Origin of the sequence: Actinoplanes sp. NPDC051343 (assembly GCF_044455125.1) — a bacterium.
Taxonomy (GTDB): Bacteria; Actinomycetota; Actinomycetes; order Mycobacteriales; family Micromonosporaceae; genus Actinoplanes.
Genome location: NZ_JBITEL010000001.1, coordinates 239,917 through 256,637 on the forward strand (window position 1 = coordinate 239,917; position 16,721 = coordinate 256,637).

The following is a 16,721-nucleotide window of genomic DNA, read 5'->3' on the forward strand; positions in this document are numbered from 1 at the left end:
CGCTTCCACAAGCCTCCGTAACGGCCCGAGACAAACGAACGGCAGGAAGCATCCCGGCGGCTGCCCGGCGCTCTGACAGTTCCGCATACGGTGTGAGGCGTCAGTCCGCCTTGATGCTGTCCAGGACGTTCAGCTGCGCGGCCTGCCGGGCCGGCCACAGTGCCGCCAGCAGACCGACCAGGGCTGCACCGGCAATGTATGCGGCGAACCGCCCGAGCGGATAGACGGTCGTGAGTCCGGTCATCGCCCTGCTGAGCAGCCGGACGCATGCCCAGGCCAGGAAGCTGCCGACGGCGACGCCCAGCGCGGCGCCGAAGGACGCGATCAGGACCGACTCCAGCCTGACCATCCGCTTCACCGCGTGGCGGGGAAGGCCGACCGCTCTCAGCATGCCTATCTCGCGCTTTCGCTCGAGGATCGACATGGCGAGCGTGTTGACGACGCCCAGGGTCGCGATGATCACGGCCATGGCGAGCAGGGCGTCCATGGCGTACAGCATCAGGTTGATCTGCCTGCTGAAGTGCTCTCGCATCTGGTTTTTCGTGCGGACGTTGATCAGCGGGTTGTCGCCGGTGGAGTCCTTGAGTGCCTGCTGAAGTCGGACCGTGGCGCCGGTGACTCCTTTGACCAGTACGGCGCTGTAGAACGGTGTGGTGGTGTGTGGGCTCAGCACCGACTCGCTCATCAGCACGGAGCTGAGGGCTGCGCTGTTCCGGTAGACCCCGCCGACCGTCAACCGGCTGCTGGTGCCGTCCGGGTAGGTCACCGGGACCGTATTGCCGACGCTCCAGTGATGGTTTGCCGCGTGGTCTTCGTCCACCAGGACCTGGCCCTGCCGGAGAGGTGCGCTGGAGCCGCTGACCATCTTCGGCACGAGGAGTTGGTCCAAGCTGGTCGGGTCGACGCCGGTGACGGCGAGTTCTTGGCCGTCCGTACGGAGGTGCTGGTCGTCCAGCGCGCTGTATGCGACCACGCCCGGGGTCCTGGCGATCGCGGGCAGCAGCGCCGGCGCGATCGGCAGGCTGAGCAGTGCGCTGACCGCGTAGTCGGCTTCCATGTTCTGGGTTACCTGCTCGTCGATGGCGTGGGTGAAGGATGCGCCGATGGCCGTCAACGCGCTGATCAAGGTGATACCTACGGTGAGTGCCGAGGCGGTTGCGGCGGTACGGCGCGGGTTGCGTACCGCGTTCTGTCGGGCCAAGGTGCCCGAGATTCCGAACAGCCGGGTGTACAGGGGACCGATCAGGGCGATCGCCGGCCGGGACAACGCGGGGGTGAGCACGAACACGCCGATCAGCGTGCTCGCCGCCCCCGCGGCGACCAGCACGTTGCCCACCGAGCCACGGTGCTCGGCACCCCACAGGACAAGTGCCAGACCGAGTCCGGAGAGGGCGCCCCCGATGCTGTTGCGAACGGCGAGGCTCTTGCGGGTGGCCGGGGAGTCGTCGTCGCGCATCGCGGCGAGCGGGGCCACGCGGGAGGCACGCAGGCCGGGCAGCAGCGCCGCCAGAACGGTGACGGTTAACCCGGCAAGCAGGGTGACCAGGACGGTAGGGGGCGAGACGACCAGCGTGCTGGTGGAGATCTGACTGCCCATGGAGCCCATGAAGGCCTGGAGCGCGGCGCCGATTCCGATGCCCACGACGAGCCCGGCGACCGATGCGCTGACCCCCACCACGAGTCCTTCCAGGAGCACCGCGTTGGTGATCTGGCGGCGGCTCGCGCCGACGGCGCGCAGCAGTGCCAGCTCCCGGGTGCGGTGTGCGACGAGCATGGTGAAGGTGTTGGAGATCAGGAAGACGCCGACGAACAGGGCGACCCCGGCGAAGGCGAGCAGCACGTTCCTGATCCCGGACATGTTGCCGCGAGACTGTGCGGATAGGTCGGCGTCGAGCTGGGTTCCGGTTCTAACCGTAATGTTCGAGCTGTCCGGAACGACCTTGAGGACCTCGCTGCGTAATTCGTCCTGGCTGGTGCCGGGCGTGGCGACGACCTGGATGCTGTCGTACCGGCCGGTCCGGAGATAGAGGCGCTGAGCGGTGGCGGTGTCGAACAGGACGAGCGATCCGCCCGCTCTGACGTGCGGGTCGTCGGTGCTGAAGATGCCCGTGACCGTCATCCTCAGCACGGGTCCGTTGACGGCCACCCGTACGGTGTCGCCGATCTTGAAGTTGTTGTCGCTCGCGGTCCTGCGATCGATGGCGATCATGCCGGCGGCGGTCGGTCCGGCGCCCTGTGCGATAGGGAACTCCGGGTCGCCCGAGTTCCCCGACGGTACCCAGTTGGCGCCCTGGGTGTTGCCGAGGCTGCCGATGAGGTTGCCGCGCGGGTCTGAGAGCCCGGCGAAGCCAGTGACAGTGCCACGCACCGAGCGCGTTGCCGTGAGGGCGGCGATCCTGCGCACTGTGGACTCGGTCAGCGGGCTCCGGGCACCGCTGTCGTCGGCGGCTCCGGAGCTCGGGTCCGCGGCAGTGTCGGTGACCTGGACCGAGACCCTGGAGTGGCTGCCGGACATGCTGTTCTGGAGGGACTGCTCGATGGAGTCGGAGAAGATCAGGGTTCCGGCGACGAAGGCGGTGCCGAGGAGCACGGCCAGCATCGTCATCGGCAGGCGGCCCTTGTGGGCCCACACATTACGGAACGCGGCGCGGTACACGGTGGTCGGCTCCTGTTCAGTTGGTACTGGCCGGGGCGTCGAAACGCCGCATGCGGTCCAGTACGGTGGCTGCGGTCGGGGCCGGCAGTTCATCGACGATGCGACCGTCCGCGAGGAACATCACGCGGTCCGCGTACGAGGCGGCGACCGGGTCATGGGTGACCATCACCACGGTCTGTCCGAGCTCACGCACGCACTCACGGAGGAAGGCGAGGATTTCCGCGCCGGACCGCGAGTCCAGGTTGCCGGTGGGCTCGTCCGCGAAAATGATCTCCGGCTTGGATGCCAGAGCGCGGGCGCAGGCCACCCGCTGCTGCTGACCGCCCGACAGCTGGGACGGACGATGGCCGAGGCGGTCAGCCAGGCCGACGATCGCCACCACCCGGTCCAGCCACGCCGGGTCGGGCCTGCGCCCGGCGATGGCCATGGGCAGCGTGATGTTCTCCAGCGCGGTGAGCGTCGCCAGCAGGTTGAACGACTGGAAGACGAAACCGATCCGATCCCTGCGCACTCCGGTGAGCTGCTTGTCGTTGAGGCGTCCCAGTTCGGTGTCGCCGATCCGGGCCGAGCCCGCGGTAATCGAGTCCAGGCCGGCCATGCAGTGCATCAGGGTGGATTTGCCGGAGCCGGACGGACCCATGATGGCGGTGAACTGGCCGCGCAGGAACTCGACACCGATGTTGTCCAGGGCAATGACGCGGGTGTCGCCCTCACCGTAGACCTTGCTGAGACCGACAGCGCTTGCTGCGGCGGTTTGCGGATTGGCTGTCATCAGGGCTTCACCGGACATCTGAACTCCTTGACCATGGCGGCGTTCACGTCGCGGTCCACGGTGCCGGGCCGGCATGTCCGCAGTCATTGCCCCGCGGGCAGATTTCCGCGCTCTGCCCGCGGGGGTGCGCCACCGCTGAACGGGCTGGTGTCCGCCCGTGGAGGTATGCCGCGAGACTGACGGGCCGGCGCCGAGGAGCGCCGGCTGGACCGGGTTCCGGCCGATCTTCGGGGCTTCCGCTATGCCGATGGGCATAGGCCTCACGGCAGAGGCCGGACGCCTGGCAGCGCCCTACGCTTCAGCCATGCACACCGAGCCGCGGCCGCCGCTGATCAAACGGCTGCGGCCCGCCCATTGGCTGACCCTGGATTGCCTCGTCGCTGCCGGAAACGCCGTGATCGCCGGCGCGGTGCTGGTGCGACACCCGTCCGGAACGCCGATGGCACTCGGGCTGGCCGCTGTGGCGGTGCTCAGCCTCGCGATGGGACTACGCCGCCGGCAGCCGGTGCTCGCGTTGGCGGTGGTGCTGGTGCTGCTGGTGGCGCTCGACTTGCCGTACCAGAGTCTGCTGCCCGCCTGGAGCGCCCTGTACCTGGTGGCGGTCACCGGCCGGCGGCGGACCGCGCTGGCCGCCCTCGGTGCGGTGATCATCGCGCCGGCGCTGGTGGCGGGAGTTTTCGACCGCGGTGTGCTGCTCGGCCTGATCTCCAGCCTGGTCTGGACCATCGGCTACGCGGTCGGGCGGCACCGGGCCTCCGAGCGGGAGCTGCGGCTGTACCAGGCCCGGCAAGCTGCGGCCGAGCTGGAGAAGGCGCGTCGTGGTGTCACCGAGGAGCGGATGCGCATCGCCAGGGAGTTGCACGACGTGGTCGCGCACAGCTTGAGCGTGATCACGGTACAGGCCGGTTTCGGCAACCTCGTGATCGACGACCAGCCGGCCAAGGCGCGGGCCACACTCAGTGCCATCGAAACCACCAGCCGGGAAGCGCTTCTGGAAATGCGCCAGCTTCTCGGCATGCTGCGGGACGACGGTCCGGCGGCGCTCGCTCCGGCGCCCGGTCTCGGCGAGCTCGACCATCTGGTGGCGCAGACCGCGAAGGCCGGCGTCCGCGTCCAGGTAAAGATCACCGGCATCCCTCGGCCGCTGCCGCCCGGGATCGACCTGTCGGCGTTTCGGATCGTGCAGGAGGCGCTCACCAACGTGGTCAAGCACGCCGAGACCGCCAACTGCCGGGTCGCCATCGCGTACGCGGAGCAGGAGCTGTCCATCGAGGTGACCGATGACGGCCGAGGCGGCCCAGCGGTCAACGGGCACGGCCACGGCCTCATCGGCATGCGGGAGCGAGTGCACCTTTACGGCGGAACCGTGCACGCCGCGCCGCAGCCCGCACGGGGGTTCCGGGTCGCCGCGTCGCTGCCGGTCGCGAGGGCGGCGGTGTGACCATCCGTGTACTCGTCGCCGACGACCAGCATCTCATGCGTGCCGGCCTGCGCGGCATAGTCGACACCGCCGCCGACCTGACCGTCATCGCCGAGGCCAGCACCGGCCTGCAGGCGGTCGACCTGGCCCGCCGGGAACGACCCGACGTCGTCCTGATGGACATCAGAATGCCCGACATGGACGGCCTTGAGGCCACCCGCCTCATCACCGCGTCGACCGGCGTGCGGGTACTCATTCTGACCACCTTCGATCTCGACGACTACGTCTATGAAGCGCTGCGCGCCGGAGCCAGTGGCTTCCTGCTCAAAGACACCCCGCCGGCCGACCTCCTCGCCGCCGTCCGGGTCATCGCATCCGGCGACGCGCTGCTCGCCCCGAGCATCACGCGCCGACTCATCGCCGAATTCGCCGCCCGCCCCGAGCCGCCCGGACCAGGCGCTGCTGGTCCCGGCGCTGCTGGTCCCGATCCGCTCGCGTCGATCACAGACCGGGAGCGCCAAGTGCTCGCGCTCGTCGCCGAAGGACTGTCCAACGCGGAGATCGCCCGGCGGCTGCACATCGCACCCGGCACAGCGAAAACCCATGTCGGCAACCTGCTGTCCAAGCTGAACGCCCGGGATCGGGTCCACCTGGTGATTTATGCCCACCGCGCGATGGGCGCGCCACACCAGGCATAGGCGCCGCCGTTCTCGTCGAGTGGCCAGATGCCGGGAACGTGGGCGCCACTCACGTCCGGGCGGCCTCGGGTTTATCGACAATCTTAAATTTTTCTAAAGGTCACTCGTGTCGAGGGCCATGGATGCTTCAATCTGTTAATCAGTCTTACTAACGATTGACGGAGGCTCCCCCCACATGCCATCCACCCGTACGCGCTTCGCTGTGGCAGCGGCCGCAGCTCTCGCGCTCGCCACCCCGTTCGCCATCAAAAGCGCCGACGCCGCCACGACCCCCGCCGCCACGTCGGTCACGGCCGCCCAGGCGCTGGCTGCCGTCCAGGCGAACATGACGACCGCGAACAAGGTCAACTCCAAACCACACATCAACACCATGACGCGAGCCCAGAACGTGAACGTGTACCAGGTCAAGCCGGGCGTCTACGCCTACACCTCCGGCATGGCCATCGACACCGACGGCAGCGACTCCGACCCCGATCCCGACCACCAGGGCGAGACGACGTGGCAGGACAGCAACGGCAAGGCGCTGGGCGCACACCACGTGCCGTTCTACGTGCTGGGCGACGACTGCTGGGATCGCACGTCCCCCTGCCCGCACTTCTTCTACCAGGACCACAACATGACGGGCCGGCAGTTCGCCCTGATGTTCTACAACGGCAAGGTCATCGGTTCGATCTTCGGCGACACGCAGACCGCGAACAACCAGACCACCTCCGACAACGACTCCCGCGAACTGGGCGAGGCGTCCGTGAAGGCGGCCCAACTGCTCGGCATCCCCAGCAGCGGCACCACCGGTGGCGTCGACAACGGCGTGACCGTGGTGATGTTCTCCGGCTCGTCCTGGGTCGTCAGCGGCACCAACGCCACCCTGAACGACAACGCCCAGGCCCGGGTCCAGCAGGCCCTGGACAGCCTCGGCACCGGTGCGAGCACGCCGCCCACGACCCCGCCGGGGAGCACGGTGTTCGAAGCGGAGACCGGCACACTGTCCGCCGGTGGCACGTTCGACTCCAACCACCTCGGCTTCACCGGTACCGGCTTCGCCAACCCGGCCAACGCGGCCGGCGCGTACGTCGACATCCCGGTCACCGCGGCCGCCGCCGGCACGAAGACCCTGACCTTCCGATACTCCGACGGCACCACTGTGGCGCGGCCCGCGACCATCTCGGTCAACGGAACCTCGCGCGGCACACTGAACTTCCCGATCACCGCCGACTGGGACACCTGGTCCACCGCGTCCATCTCGGTGCCCCTGACCGCTGGCGCCAACACCATCCGGGTCACCGGCACCACCGCGGTAGGCGCCGCCAACATCGACTCGGTGACCATCTCCTAGTAAATCCAACGTGCACCTACGTCCCGGCGCCGGCCGGCGGGCCACCTCCCGTCGTCCGGCGCCGGTGCCGTCTCCCCCGTGCATGGCGAGCGAAAAGTCTTCCTACCCGGTGAGCGGGCGGCTCGCTCGCTGGTGCCGCTCCCGGTAGGTGCGGGTCTTGTGCCGGTTGCCGCAGACCTCCATCTCGCACCAGCGCCCGCGCCCGCTGCGGGACGTGTCGTGGAACGCCCAGCGACAGTCCCCCGCGGCGCACAGTTTGATTCGCTTCCAGTCGTCGCGGGCGGCGCTCTCCGCCACCGTCTCGACGATGACATCCAGCCACGGCCGGCCTGACCGGGCGGCCAGGCGCAGTCCGCCCGACGCGCCGGGAACCAGCCGCAGCGGGTAACGCTCGAGGGCGGTCGCGGCGTCAGCCTCGCCGCTGAGCGCCCGCCGCAGCGCCGTACGCAGTTCGGTAGTGGCGGCCAGGTCGGCCGCCCGCAGCGGGCCCCCGCCGGCCGGGAGGTCGCGGGCCGTCAGCCAGTCCGCCAACGCCTGGGGCGACGTCAGCTCCTCGCCTGCGACGTGCCGCTCCCCGTTCCGCACGAAGGTCCGCTCGTCGACGGTGTTGAGGAACTCCTCGATCAGCTGTAGCTCGGCCACGACACCACCATACCCCGATAACGGTGTTTGACGAGACCGCAACACCGGTATTAGGTTTCAGTGGTGTTGCAACGATCCAGGGAGGAATCGATGTCTGTTCTCAACGTTCCCGACGCCGACCTCGACGACCTGCGGGCACGCCTGCGGGGAACCCGCTGGGCGGAGCCTTGGCCGGTCGCCGCCTGGGAGGCCGGCACCGACGGCGACGAGCTGCGCCGGCTGGTCGGTTACTGGGCCACGGCGTACGACTGGCGCAAGCACGAGGCCGCCATCAATGCCCTGCCGTCCCGCTTCGCCGAGATCGCCGGAACGACCGTCCACTACCTGCGTTACGACGCCGAGCGCCCGGAGGCCCCGCCGCTCCTGCTGACCAACGGCTGGCCGAGCTCCTTCCTGGAGCTGACCGGCCTGGCCGACCGCTTGTCGAATCCGTCGCGATACGGCGGTGCGGCCGAGGACGCGTTCACGGTGATCGTCCCGTCCCTGCCCGGGTACGGCCTGTCCCCGCAACGCCCCGCCCTGGGCGGCCCTCTGCACACCCACGAGCTCTGGCACCGCCTCATGCACGACGAGCTCGGCTTCCCGCGCTACGGGTTGCACGGTTCCGACATCGGCGCCGGCGACACCAGCCGGTTGGCGCAGGCGCACCCCGGGGCAGTGACCGGCATCCACCTGACGGACGTGGCCGCTCCGCCCTCCTACGATCCGGCGACCCTGACCGACGAGGAGCGGGCCTTCCTGGCCGCCGAGAAGGCATGGGAGGAAGCCGAACGCGGCTACTCCCACGAGCAGCAGACCCGTCCGCTGACCCTGGCCCAGGGGTTGTCCGACTCCCCCTCGGGCCTGCTCGCCTGGATCCTGGAGAAGTACCGGGCCTGGAGCGACAGCGACGGCAACGTCTCCACCCGCTTCAGCGACGACTTCCTGCTGACGCAGGCGTCGCTCTACTGGTTCACCAACTCGATCTCGACGTCGTTCCGCCCGTACTACGAGCGCAACAACCGGCTGGCCACCCGTATCGAACGCGTCGAGGTGCCCACCGCACTGGCCCTTTTCCCGGCCGACCTGGGCGCCCGCCAGCCCCGCAGCTGGGTCGAGCGCACCTACAACCTGACCCGCTACACCCCGATGCCCCGGGGCGGCCACTTCGCCGCCCACGAGGAGCCGGCCCTGCTGGCAGCCGACATCACCGCGTTCTTCCGCCGGCAGGTGCGGTGGTAGCGCGCATGACGAAGGCGGCGCTGTCAAAGGTTCAGGTAGGCGGTTCCAATCGATCCTCCAGCGCTGTTGCGCAGGGTCAGGACACTGCGGTCGTACGCCGGGTCTGTCCCGCCCTCGTTGAGCCCGATAGCGGGGAGGATGAAGGTTCCGTTGACGACGCCGGCGACGACCGCCGTACGCCGGGGGCGGCTCAGCGAGACCGACGCGACCCGCCCGTCCAGGACAAGCCCGGTGACCGCAACCGTGTCACTCGCGGTCGAGCCGTCGGCCTGGTTCGCGAAGCCGTAGAAGACCGTATGGGTGTACACCGACGGGTTGCCCTGCGCCTCGTCATCGCGCAGGCCGTTACTCAGCAGCCCGTCGTCGACGGTCACCTCCGGTGAGCCGGCCGCCCCGGCCGCTCCACGTAGAACACATACCGCCAGCAGTCCGCCGTAGCGAGCCAACTGGATGCTCTCGTTGTCGTTCAGACGCGCGGAGGCAGCCGGTTCCCAGGCCGGGGCATCGACCAAGGGCGGATTACCGCCCTGCTCGGCGCAACGGTCGATCGTGTGGCCGGCGACGGTGCTGCGGTCGGCCGCCGGTTGGCGCCGATCGGTCACGGACGTTACCGCCGCGGGCAGTTCGGCCGCCGTCACCTCGATGGTGGTGGCCGGTCGAGTGCCGCCGGCGCCGAGGCGCAGGTGCAGAGACGCGGGGCTGGCGGTGACGGTGTTGGGAAGCACGAAGACACCGTCGCTGACCACAGCCTCCTCGCCGTCGGTCGTGGTCGGGTTCAGCAGTGCCGGATCGGCGACGGAAACGTCTTCCACGGCTCGGTCGACGACTCCGGCGACCGTCCCGTGCGCGGACACATAGGTCACGGAGCCGCCGGCGGCCGGAATGGACGCCGGGGTAGATACCGCGACGGTCTGGGGGGTCAATTCACAGAACCGCACCGTGGCGCCGGACCGGAAGACGACCACCGTGTCACCCCGGCTGGAGGCAGTCAGTGCCGGCCGCCACGATGCCGGCTCCGGCCGGCTCAAAGACGGCTCGGCCCGCCGGCAGCGATCGGCCGTATCCGTCGTGGCACCGTCCTGCACGCCGTACCTCTCGTACGGGGTCACGAAGTGGGTGCCGGACGAATCGCCGTCGGACGGCTTGCCGTCCGACCCGTGCCGCGAAGGGACGTCGACCACCGCGCCGGCGACCGGAATCATCAGGACGACGGCCGCCGCGGCTACCACAGCCAGCACGGTCGACCCGCGGCGACGCCGAGGCGAGGGAGTCAACGCGTCGTGCAGGCGCCGGCGGGCCGTGACCCGGACGGCCACCGGCAGCGGGCGCGAGGGCGGCAGGTCATCAAGGTCGAACATCGGAATCCTCCGTAAGAATCTGCTGCAGGCGGGTACGGGCGCGGTGCAGCCGGGACCGGACGCCGTGAACCGAGATGCCCAGCATCTGCGCCGCGTCGTCCGTCGAAGTGCCGCCGAGAAGGCACAGGCGGACCGCCTCGCGTTCGCTGCGGGGCAGTCGTTCGACCGCGGCCAGCACTCTCGCCAACCGCTCGGTGGCGGCATCGCGGTCGGCGACCTGCTCGGCGTGGTCGGGCACCTCCCCGCTGAGCAGGCGCGGCAGGGCGCGGAACAACCGGGCCAGCCGACGCCGTTCGGACCGGCACACGTTGCTGGTCACCACGAAGAGCCACGGCAGGGCGCTGTCCCGGACCAGACGGATGTCGCGCCGGCGGCGCCACGCGGTCAGGAACACCGCCGAAAGCAGGTCGTCGGCCTCGCTCCACGAGCCGGTCAGCCGGTACGCGAAATTCCAGACGGCTTCGGCATGCCGTTCGTACAGTTCGGTGAACGCAGCATGATCGCCGGTGCGGACCGAACCCGACAACGCGGTGTCGGAGGCATCGGGGGGTGCGGCCAAGTTGCCGCCCCCGTCTAAAGGTGTCACATCCATATATGGCCGCGGTCGACTCGCTCGTGCATATCAGCGTGGTGACCTGGCCCACAGCAGACTAAGACCCAGGTGACGCAAGGGTAGTCGCCTAGCATTTACCACCATGCAATTGGATCTCAATGTGCTCGTCGTGCTCGACGCCCTGCTGGAAGAGCGCAGCGTCATGGGAGCCGCCGAGCGGCTGCACCTGTCGTCGCCCGCGATCAGCCGGACCCTCGGGCGGATCCGAAAGCTCACCGGTGACGACATCCTGGTACGGGCCGGCCACTCGATGATTCCGACGCCGTACGCGACGGCGATTCAGGAGGATGTCCATCGGCTGGTCCGGCAGGCGCACGACGTACTCCTGCCCAGCCGGACGCTGGACCTCAGCACGCTCGACCGCGTTTTCACGATCCAGTGCCACGAGGCGCTCGCCACCTCCCTGTCGCCCGCACTGCTCAGCCGGGTCCAGGAGCAGGCGCCCGGGGTACAACTGCGGATCCTGGCCGAGAACTCGGTGGACACCGACGACCTGCGGCGCGGCCGCGTCGACCTGGAACTCGGACAGGACCGGCCGGATCTGCCCGAGTTCCGTTCCCAGGCGCTCGGGCAGGACGCCCTCGTCGTGGCGATGCGTCCGGGCCACCCGCGCGCCGACGACCTCGGCCTCGCCTCGTACGCGTCCCAGCCGCACGTGGTCGTCTCCCGGCGCGGCCGGCTCACCGCGCCGATCGACGATCTGCTGGCCGCCGAGGGGTTGCAGCGCCGGGTCGTCGCGGCCGTCGCAACCCTCACCATGGCTCTTCACATTGCCAGCCGGAGCGACACCCTGGTCACGAGCACGGCGTTCATCAGCCGTCCGCTGATCGACGCGTTCAATCTCATCACCCGGCCGTTGCCGGTCGAGTTTCCCCCGGTGCCGATCAACTGCAACTGGCACCAACGCTATGACACCGATGCGGCGCACGTCTGGCTGCGTGACCAGGCGCGGGCCACGCTGGCGGAGATCAGCCAGAGCTAGCTCGGCAGCGGTACGGCGATGGCGGCCCGGTCGGTGCCGAGAGCGGAGAGCACCAGGGAACCCTGGTTTACGACCGCGGCGAGGCCCGCGGCATCGGTCACGTCGGCCGTGACTTCTCGCAGCGCCGGCCGAATCCAGTGCACGTAGGTAAAGGAATCGATTGCGCTCCGGTAAATCGGCAGTTCCGCAGAAGGCAATTCACGTCCGGCCCGGCGCCCTTTACAGTCGTAGGCACACAACGTGGCAGCCGGCATTTCGGCATCCGGCCGGCAAAAGGAGTCAGCTCATGCGTGCAGTGGTGGTCGGCGGGGGGATCGTCGGACTTACCAGTGCGATCGCGCTTCGCAGTATGGGCATCGACGCGGTCGTCCATGAACAGGCATCCGATATCCGCGCCGCCGGCGCCGGCCTCGGATTGTGGGCGAACGCCCTTGCGGTTTTCGGTGAACTGGGACTGAGCGCTCAGCTGCGGGCCATCGGCAAACCAGCCGAGATGTACTTCCGGGATCCGACCGGGAAACTGATCGACCCTCCGGGGTTCTCCACCGATGATCACAGCTACCTTCTGGTGCACCGGGCCAAGCTCAGCGAATTGCTGGCCCGGACGGTGCGGCAGGAAAACATTCGGCTGAACTCACGCCTGGCCGGTTACGAGGAGACCGACGCCGGCGTGACCGCACGTTTCACCGACGGAACGACGGTCGAGGCGGACCTGCTCGTGGGCGCGGACGGGGCGTACTCGGTCGTTCGTTCCCAGCTGATACCCGGTAGTGAGGCGGTCGAGCACAGCGGCCACTACGCCTGGCGCTCGGTCGTCAAGCCACCGGCGGGCGTCCGCGTCGACGCCGGTGTCATCGTGCTGGGCGACCGGCGCAGTCGCGGCGGGTACGTGCCGACCGTGGACGGCAGCGTGTACTGGCTGGTCAACCAGTTCGAGTCGCCTTCACTCGAGGGCACACCGAAACAGCAAGCCCTGGAGCGGGCCGACCTCCTGGACACGACCGGCTGGAATCCGGCGCTGCTCGCGTTGATCGAGTCGACCCTCGACGAGCAGATCCTGTGCAACCAGATCATGCTCGTCCCGCCCCTGCCGCGATGGGTCTCCACGCGCGTCGCCCTCGTCGGGGATTCGGCGCACGCACTCTCTCCGCACATCACCGCGGGCGCCTCCCTGGGCGTCGAGGACGCATTGCTGCTTGCCCGGCTGCTTGCCTCCACCGACGACATTCCCGCCGCGCTCGCCGCGTACGAACAGGACCGGATACCGCACTACGGCAAGGTCAACGAGCTTTCCCGAAAGGTCGAGAACTCGGCGACGCCGGACGAGTTCGCCACCAATTACGTGGCCTTCACCCACTGGATGCTCAACCGATAGCGGCGCCGACGAATCGGAGACAGAAATGGGTTCGACCATTCACACGGATGTGCCCGTGCCGATGCGCGACGACGTTGCTCTGGCGACCGACGCCCTCCGACCCCGACACCCGGATCGCGGTCAACCGAGTCTTCCATGGGCCCGCACATCCCAGCCGGCTGACGTTGCCGGTGATCGCGAGAGCCTCCGCACCCACATGAGGACGATCGGCGTACCCCCCGCCGCCGAGGTCCTGCGCCGCAGACTCATCCGCCGGGGTCGTCTGGATCTGCGCACTGGCCCTCGGCTATGCCCAGGGTGCGGCGTTCGCGTTCGCACTGCTGCTCATCACACTCCGCAGTCCGGATGCGGCCACCGCATCAGCGATGTCAGCCATGGCTCAAGGGATCGGCTACCTGATCGGATGCCTCGGCCCGCTGGGAGCGGGGAATTATCCACGCAGTCACCGGCTCCTGGACCATCCCGTTGGTGGGACAGGCCGCGGCTGGGGCCACCCCGCCTTGATCAAGCGGCCGCGCGGGCTTGTTGTTGCAGCATCCGGCTGATGTCGTCGGCGGGCAGCGGCCGGGCGAACAGGAAGCCCTGCACGTGGCGGTAGCCGAGTTCGAGCAGCCGCCGCGCCTGTTCGGAAGTCTCCACCCCTTCGGCGACGGTGCGCAGGCCCATCGTCTCGGCGATGCCGGTCAGGGCGGTGACGATGGCCTCCTGCTGTGGGGTGCCGCCCAGCCCGTCGACGAACGACTTGTCGACCTTGATGACGTTCACCGGGCAGGTACGCAGCAGGCCGAGCGACGAATGCCCGGTGCCGAAGTCGTCCAACGCGATGCCGACCCCGAGGTCGGACAGCGCGTGGACGGTGGCCAGGGCCCGGCTGCCACCGAACACAGCGGTCTCGGTGATCTCGACGGTCAGCTGCCGCGCCGGGATGCCGTGGCGGCCCAGCGCGGCTTCGACGAGGCCTGGCAGGGCGGGATCCAGCAGCTGCCGGGCGGACACGTTGACACTGACCGAGGCCAGCGAGTCCGGGCCGTGGTGATGCCGCCACGCCGCGGTCTGCGCGCACACCTCGTCGATGATCCAGGCGCCGAGTTCGATGATCAGCCCGGTGTCCTCGGCGATCGGGATGAAGTCGGCCGGCGAGACGACCTGGCCGTCCGGCCGGGTCCAGCGCACCAACGATTCCACGCCGCTCATCCGCCCGTGCGGCAGTTCGACGATCGGCTGGTAGAGCAGGTGGAATTCGCCGGCGGTCAGGGCGCGGCGCAACTCGGCCGCCAGCACTGCCCGCCGGGTCAGCTGACGTTCCAGCGAGGAGCCGTAGCGAACTACTCCCCCGCCGTCGGCCATCGCGGCACGCAACGCGATCTCGGCCCTGCGGTACAGGTCACCGGTGTCGCCGTCGGCGATCCCGACGGTCACGTCGACCAGTACCTCGCGGCCGGCCGCGTGCAGCGGCTCGCCGTTGGCCTGCAACAGCCGGTCAGCGAAGTCCGAGTCCGCCCCGGGAAGCAGGATGCCGAAGTCGTCACCGCCGAGCCGGGCCACCACCGAGCGGGCACCGGCCAGCCGGGTCAGCCGGTGCCCGAAGGCGATGAGCAGTTCGTCCCCGGCGTCCGGCCCCAGTGCCTCGTTGAGTTCCCGGAATTCCTTCAGGTCGAGCAGCACCACAGTGTGTGCGGTGGTCAGGGCGGCGACGGCGGGTGTGAAGTAGCGACGGGAGAACAGGCCGGTGAGATCGTCGTGCATAGCCTGGTGCGAGACCGTGTCGAGCAGCGTCACGTTCTCGGCCAGCGCGACCGCTTGCCGGGCCACCACGAGCAGTAACAACATCGTGGTGCCGCCCACTTGGACCGCACTCAGGTGCCCGTTACGCGCGAAGAGGGTGGCCAGCAGCAAACTGGTGAGGCCGGTGGCGACCAGCGGCACGGCGGTGCCACGCCGGGACGCCACCGGACGCGGCGTACGCGTGGGCCGGCCGACGCTGCCGGCGCCGAGCGCACGCCGCTGCGCCCGCGTGGCGAGCACCCCGAACAGGCCGACGAAGGGCAGCACCGCCGCGCTGCCGTTGAGATACGGCCACGGGCTCAGCACCGACATGAGAACCGTGGACAGCGGCCCGCAGAGCCCGACCGGTGCCAGCCACCACAGCGCGGCACGGGGCACCGGACTCAGCCGCGCCGACATGATCTTGACGACGACCACCACACCGGCGACGGCGATCGCCATCATCGCGATGTTCAGCCACCACGCCGAGGCGCTGACACCGAACCGGTCGACGAACCAGCCCACGTACTCCGAAGCAGCGATCCCGGCGGTCACCGCCACCACCGCCACATCGAGCACGGCCGTAGTCAACTGCCGCCAGTTGCGCCCGCCGCCCGGCAGCCGCAGCAACCCGGCGATCGCGAGGACGGTGCCGATCACGTAGAGCAGAAGGGTGCGCGCGCCGATCGGCGGCATACCCGAGTACGGGATGGTCATGACATCGACGGTCTGGCTCAGCGCCGCGACACCCACCGCACCCATGCCCAGCGAAAGACGCCGCCAGAACCGGCGCAGGGCGCCGTCGACCAGCAGCGCGGCGTCACGAAACGCGGCGTACGCGAGCGCCGGGCCGATGACCGCCGGCACCCACACCAGCAGACGCGGGAAGCCGGCATGCGTACCCAGGAGGACCAGCACGAGGTCCGCGATGGCCAGCGCGACAGCGACCGGCGTGAACCATTTGCGCCAACGACACAGCGCGAGCAACGGCATCGTCCGAGCCACCTTCGCCCCCTCGATCCCGCCAGTCGCCTACCCACCAACAGTCGGCAACGACGACGCCGAGTTGAACGATCTGACCGTGGCGTACGTCTCGGACCGGATCAAACGTCCTATCGGTCCGAAACGGCTTCAGGTGGCGTTGCGACCGCCGTCGACGTCGAGGACGGCTCCTTGGACGAAGCCGGCGTCGCCGCCGACGAGATAGGTGATCGCGGCGGCGATCTCCTCGGGTCTCGCCGGTCGTCCGGCGGGTGCAGCAGCGGCAAGGCGGTCGAGTCCGCCGCCGAATGCCTCGGTTCCTTCGGTACGGGTGGGGCCCGCGCTGACCGCGTTGACGCGCACCCCTCGGGGCCCGAACTCGGCGGTCCACGCTTTGGTGAGCAGCAGGAGCGCGGCCTTGCTCGAGCCGTAGAGCGCGAAGCCGGGCATGCCGAAGCGCCCGGCCATGCTCAGCACGTTGACCACTGCACCTCGCCCGCGTGCGGCCATCGCCGGGCAGAGCTCGGCGACCAGGATGAAGGGAGCCTCGACGTTGACGGCGTAGCAGTTCCCGAAGTCCTCATGCGTGAGCTCAGGGGTGCGGCCGTGCGCGGGGTAGACGGCGGCGTTGTTGACGAGGATGTCGACGTGCCCGCCGCTGAGTTCGGTGGCCTGCCTCGCCATCGCCCGTACAGCGTCGGCGTCGGCCAGGTCGCCGAGCAGGAGGTCGGCCTTGCCGCCGGCGCTGCGGATCGCGGTGATCACCGCGTCACCGCGGGCGGCGTCTCGGCCGCCGACGATGACGTGGGCTCCCCGCACGGCGAGCGAGAGTGCCACCGCGCGGCCGATGCCGCTGGTGGCGCCGGTGACGAGAGCAGCTGAGCCGGCGAGTTCCGGGGAAGTCAT

At 69.3% G+C, this 16,721-nt stretch carries 14 protein-coding genes; 6 read left to right on the forward strand and 8 right to left on the reverse strand.

Annotated features, from left to right (window positions below; all coding sequences use genetic code 11):
• Positions 1 to 100 precede the first annotated feature (100 nt).
• Positions 101 to 2,656: an ABC transporter permease gene (locus ACIA5C_RS01020; protein ID WP_396049907.1), complete on the reverse strand. Its 2,556-nt coding sequence runs from the start codon at positions 2,654 to 2,656 to the stop codon at positions 101 to 103.
• Between the two features lie 16 nt (positions 2,657 to 2,672).
• On the reverse strand, positions 2,673 to 3,428 hold the full coding sequence (locus tag ACIA5C_RS01025) for an ABC transporter ATP-binding protein (protein WP_396051986.1): 756 nt from the start codon (positions 3,426 to 3,428) through the stop codon (positions 2,673 to 2,675).
• Between the two features lie 304 nt (positions 3,429 to 3,732).
• On the opposite strand from ACIA5C_RS01025, the gene ACIA5C_RS01030 reads away from it, so the two are divergent.
• From ACIA5C_RS01030 to ACIA5C_RS01040, 3 genes are all read left to right on the forward strand, one after another.
• Positions 3,733 to 4,869: a sensor histidine kinase gene (locus tag ACIA5C_RS01030; protein ID WP_396049909.1), complete on the forward strand. Its 1,137-nt coding sequence runs from the start codon at positions 3,733 to 3,735 to the stop codon at positions 4,867 to 4,869.
• Positions 4,866 to 5,546, forward strand: coding sequence for a response regulator (locus tag ACIA5C_RS01035; protein ID WP_396049911.1), 681 nt, complete (start codon positions 4,866 to 4,868; stop codon positions 5,544 to 5,546). Before ACIA5C_RS01030 ends, ACIA5C_RS01035 begins: the two co-directional genes overlap by 4 nt.
• A gap of 202 nt (positions 5,547 to 5,748) precedes the next feature.
• Positions 5,749 to 6,879 (forward strand): glycoside hydrolase family 75 protein, encoded by a 1,131-nt coding sequence (locus ACIA5C_RS01040; RefSeq protein WP_396049913.1) that lies wholly within the window; start codon positions 5,749 to 5,751, stop codon positions 6,877 to 6,879.
• 102 nt (positions 6,880 to 6,981) lie between these two features.
• Here the strand turns inward: ACIA5C_RS01040 and ACIA5C_RS01045 are convergent, their stop codons facing one another.
• The gene (locus ACIA5C_RS01045) at positions 6,982 to 7,521 is read right to left on the reverse strand and encodes a CGNR zinc finger domain-containing protein (protein WP_396049915.1); all 540 of its coding nucleotides are present in this window, start codon (positions 7,519 to 7,521) and stop codon (positions 6,982 to 6,984) included.
• 90 nt (positions 7,522 to 7,611) lie between these two features.
• Here ACIA5C_RS01045 and ACIA5C_RS01050 point away from each other — a divergent pair, with 90 nt between their 5' ends.
• Positions 7,612 to 8,742, forward strand: a complete 1,131-nt coding sequence (locus tag ACIA5C_RS01050) for an epoxide hydrolase family protein (RefSeq protein ID WP_396049916.1) — start codon at positions 7,612 to 7,614, stop codon at positions 8,740 to 8,742.
• 23 nt (positions 8,743 to 8,765) lie between these two features.
• On the opposite strand, the gene ACIA5C_RS01055 is transcribed toward ACIA5C_RS01050, so the two are convergent.
• Both ACIA5C_RS01055 and ACIA5C_RS01060 read right to left on the reverse strand, forming a co-directional pair.
• The gene (locus ACIA5C_RS01055; RefSeq protein ID WP_396049917.1) at positions 8,766 to 10,100 is read right to left on the reverse strand and encodes a hypothetical protein; all 1,335 of its coding nucleotides are present in this window, start codon (positions 10,098 to 10,100) and stop codon (positions 8,766 to 8,768) included.
• Positions 10,087 to 10,659, reverse strand: a complete 573-nt coding sequence (locus ACIA5C_RS01060; RefSeq protein ID WP_396049919.1) for an RNA polymerase sigma factor — start codon at positions 10,657 to 10,659, stop codon at positions 10,087 to 10,089. The genes ACIA5C_RS01055 and ACIA5C_RS01060 overlap by 14 nt, the downstream gene beginning before the upstream one ends.
• A 136-nt stretch (positions 10,660 to 10,795) precedes the next feature.
• Between ACIA5C_RS01060 and ACIA5C_RS01065 the strand changes: the two genes are divergently transcribed.
• Complete coding sequence (locus ACIA5C_RS01065) at positions 10,796 to 11,695, forward strand: LysR family transcriptional regulator (RefSeq protein ID WP_396049921.1); 900 nt, start codon at positions 10,796 to 10,798, stop codon at positions 11,693 to 11,695.
• On the opposite strand, the gene ACIA5C_RS01070 is transcribed toward ACIA5C_RS01065, so the two are convergent.
• Positions 11,692 to 11,838 (reverse strand): hypothetical protein, encoded by a 147-nt coding sequence (locus ACIA5C_RS01070; protein ID WP_396049922.1) that lies wholly within the window; start codon positions 11,836 to 11,838, stop codon positions 11,692 to 11,694. The two genes, ACIA5C_RS01065 and ACIA5C_RS01070, sit on opposite strands and share 4 nt — an antisense overlap.
• 143 nt (positions 11,839 to 11,981) lie before the next feature.
• On the opposite strand from ACIA5C_RS01070, the gene ACIA5C_RS01075 reads away from it, so the two are divergent.
• The gene (locus ACIA5C_RS01075; protein WP_396049923.1) at positions 11,982 to 13,070 is read left to right on the forward strand and encodes an FAD-dependent monooxygenase; all 1,089 of its coding nucleotides are present in this window, start codon (positions 11,982 to 11,984) and stop codon (positions 13,068 to 13,070) included.
• A gap of 504 nt (positions 13,071 to 13,574) precedes the next feature.
• Here ACIA5C_RS01075 and ACIA5C_RS01080 read toward each other — a convergent pair.
• Positions 13,575 to 15,827 carry a putative bifunctional diguanylate cyclase/phosphodiesterase gene (locus ACIA5C_RS01080; protein ID WP_396049924.1) on the reverse strand — a complete coding sequence of 751 codons (2,253 nt, stop codon included), beginning with the start codon at positions 15,825 to 15,827 and terminating at the stop codon, positions 13,575 to 13,577.
• Positions 15,828 to 15,965: 138 nt separating this feature from the next.
• The gene (locus tag ACIA5C_RS01085) at positions 15,966 to 16,721 is read right to left on the reverse strand and encodes an SDR family NAD(P)-dependent oxidoreductase (RefSeq protein WP_396049925.1); all 756 of its coding nucleotides are present in this window, start codon (positions 16,719 to 16,721) and stop codon (positions 15,966 to 15,968) included.

Bases quoted from the DNA above. Each gene is read 5' to 3' on its own strand.
- ACIA5C_RS01025 (WP_396051986.1), bottom strand. From the start codon at position 3,428: ATGACAGCCAATCCGCAAACCGCCGCAGCAAGCGCTGTCGGTCTCAGC.
- ACIA5C_RS01030 (WP_396049909.1), top strand. From the start codon at position 3,733: ATGCACACCGAGCCGCGGCCGCCGCTGATCAAACGGCTGCGGCCCGCC.
- ACIA5C_RS01050 (WP_396049916.1), top strand. From the start codon at position 7,612: ATGTCTGTTCTCAACGTTCCCGACGCCGACCTCGACGACCTGCGGGCA.
- ACIA5C_RS01055 (WP_396049917.1), bottom strand. From the start codon at position 10,100: ATGTTCGACCTTGATGACCTGCCGCCCTCGCGCCCGCTGCCGGTGGCC.
- ACIA5C_RS01065 (WP_396049921.1), top strand. From the start codon at position 10,796: ATGCAATTGGATCTCAATGTGCTCGTCGTGCTCGACGCCCTGCTGGAA.
- ACIA5C_RS01075 (WP_396049923.1), top strand. From the start codon at position 11,982: ATGCGTGCAGTGGTGGTCGGCGGGGGGATCGTCGGACTTACCAGTGCG.
- ACIA5C_RS01080 (WP_396049924.1), bottom strand. From the start codon at position 15,827: ATGCCGTTGCTCGCGCTGTGTCGTTGGCGCAAATGGTTCACGCCGGTC.
- ACIA5C_RS01085 (WP_396049925.1), bottom strand. From the start codon at position 16,721: ATGACTTCCCCGGAACTCGCCGGCTCAGCTGCTCTCGTCACCGGCGCC.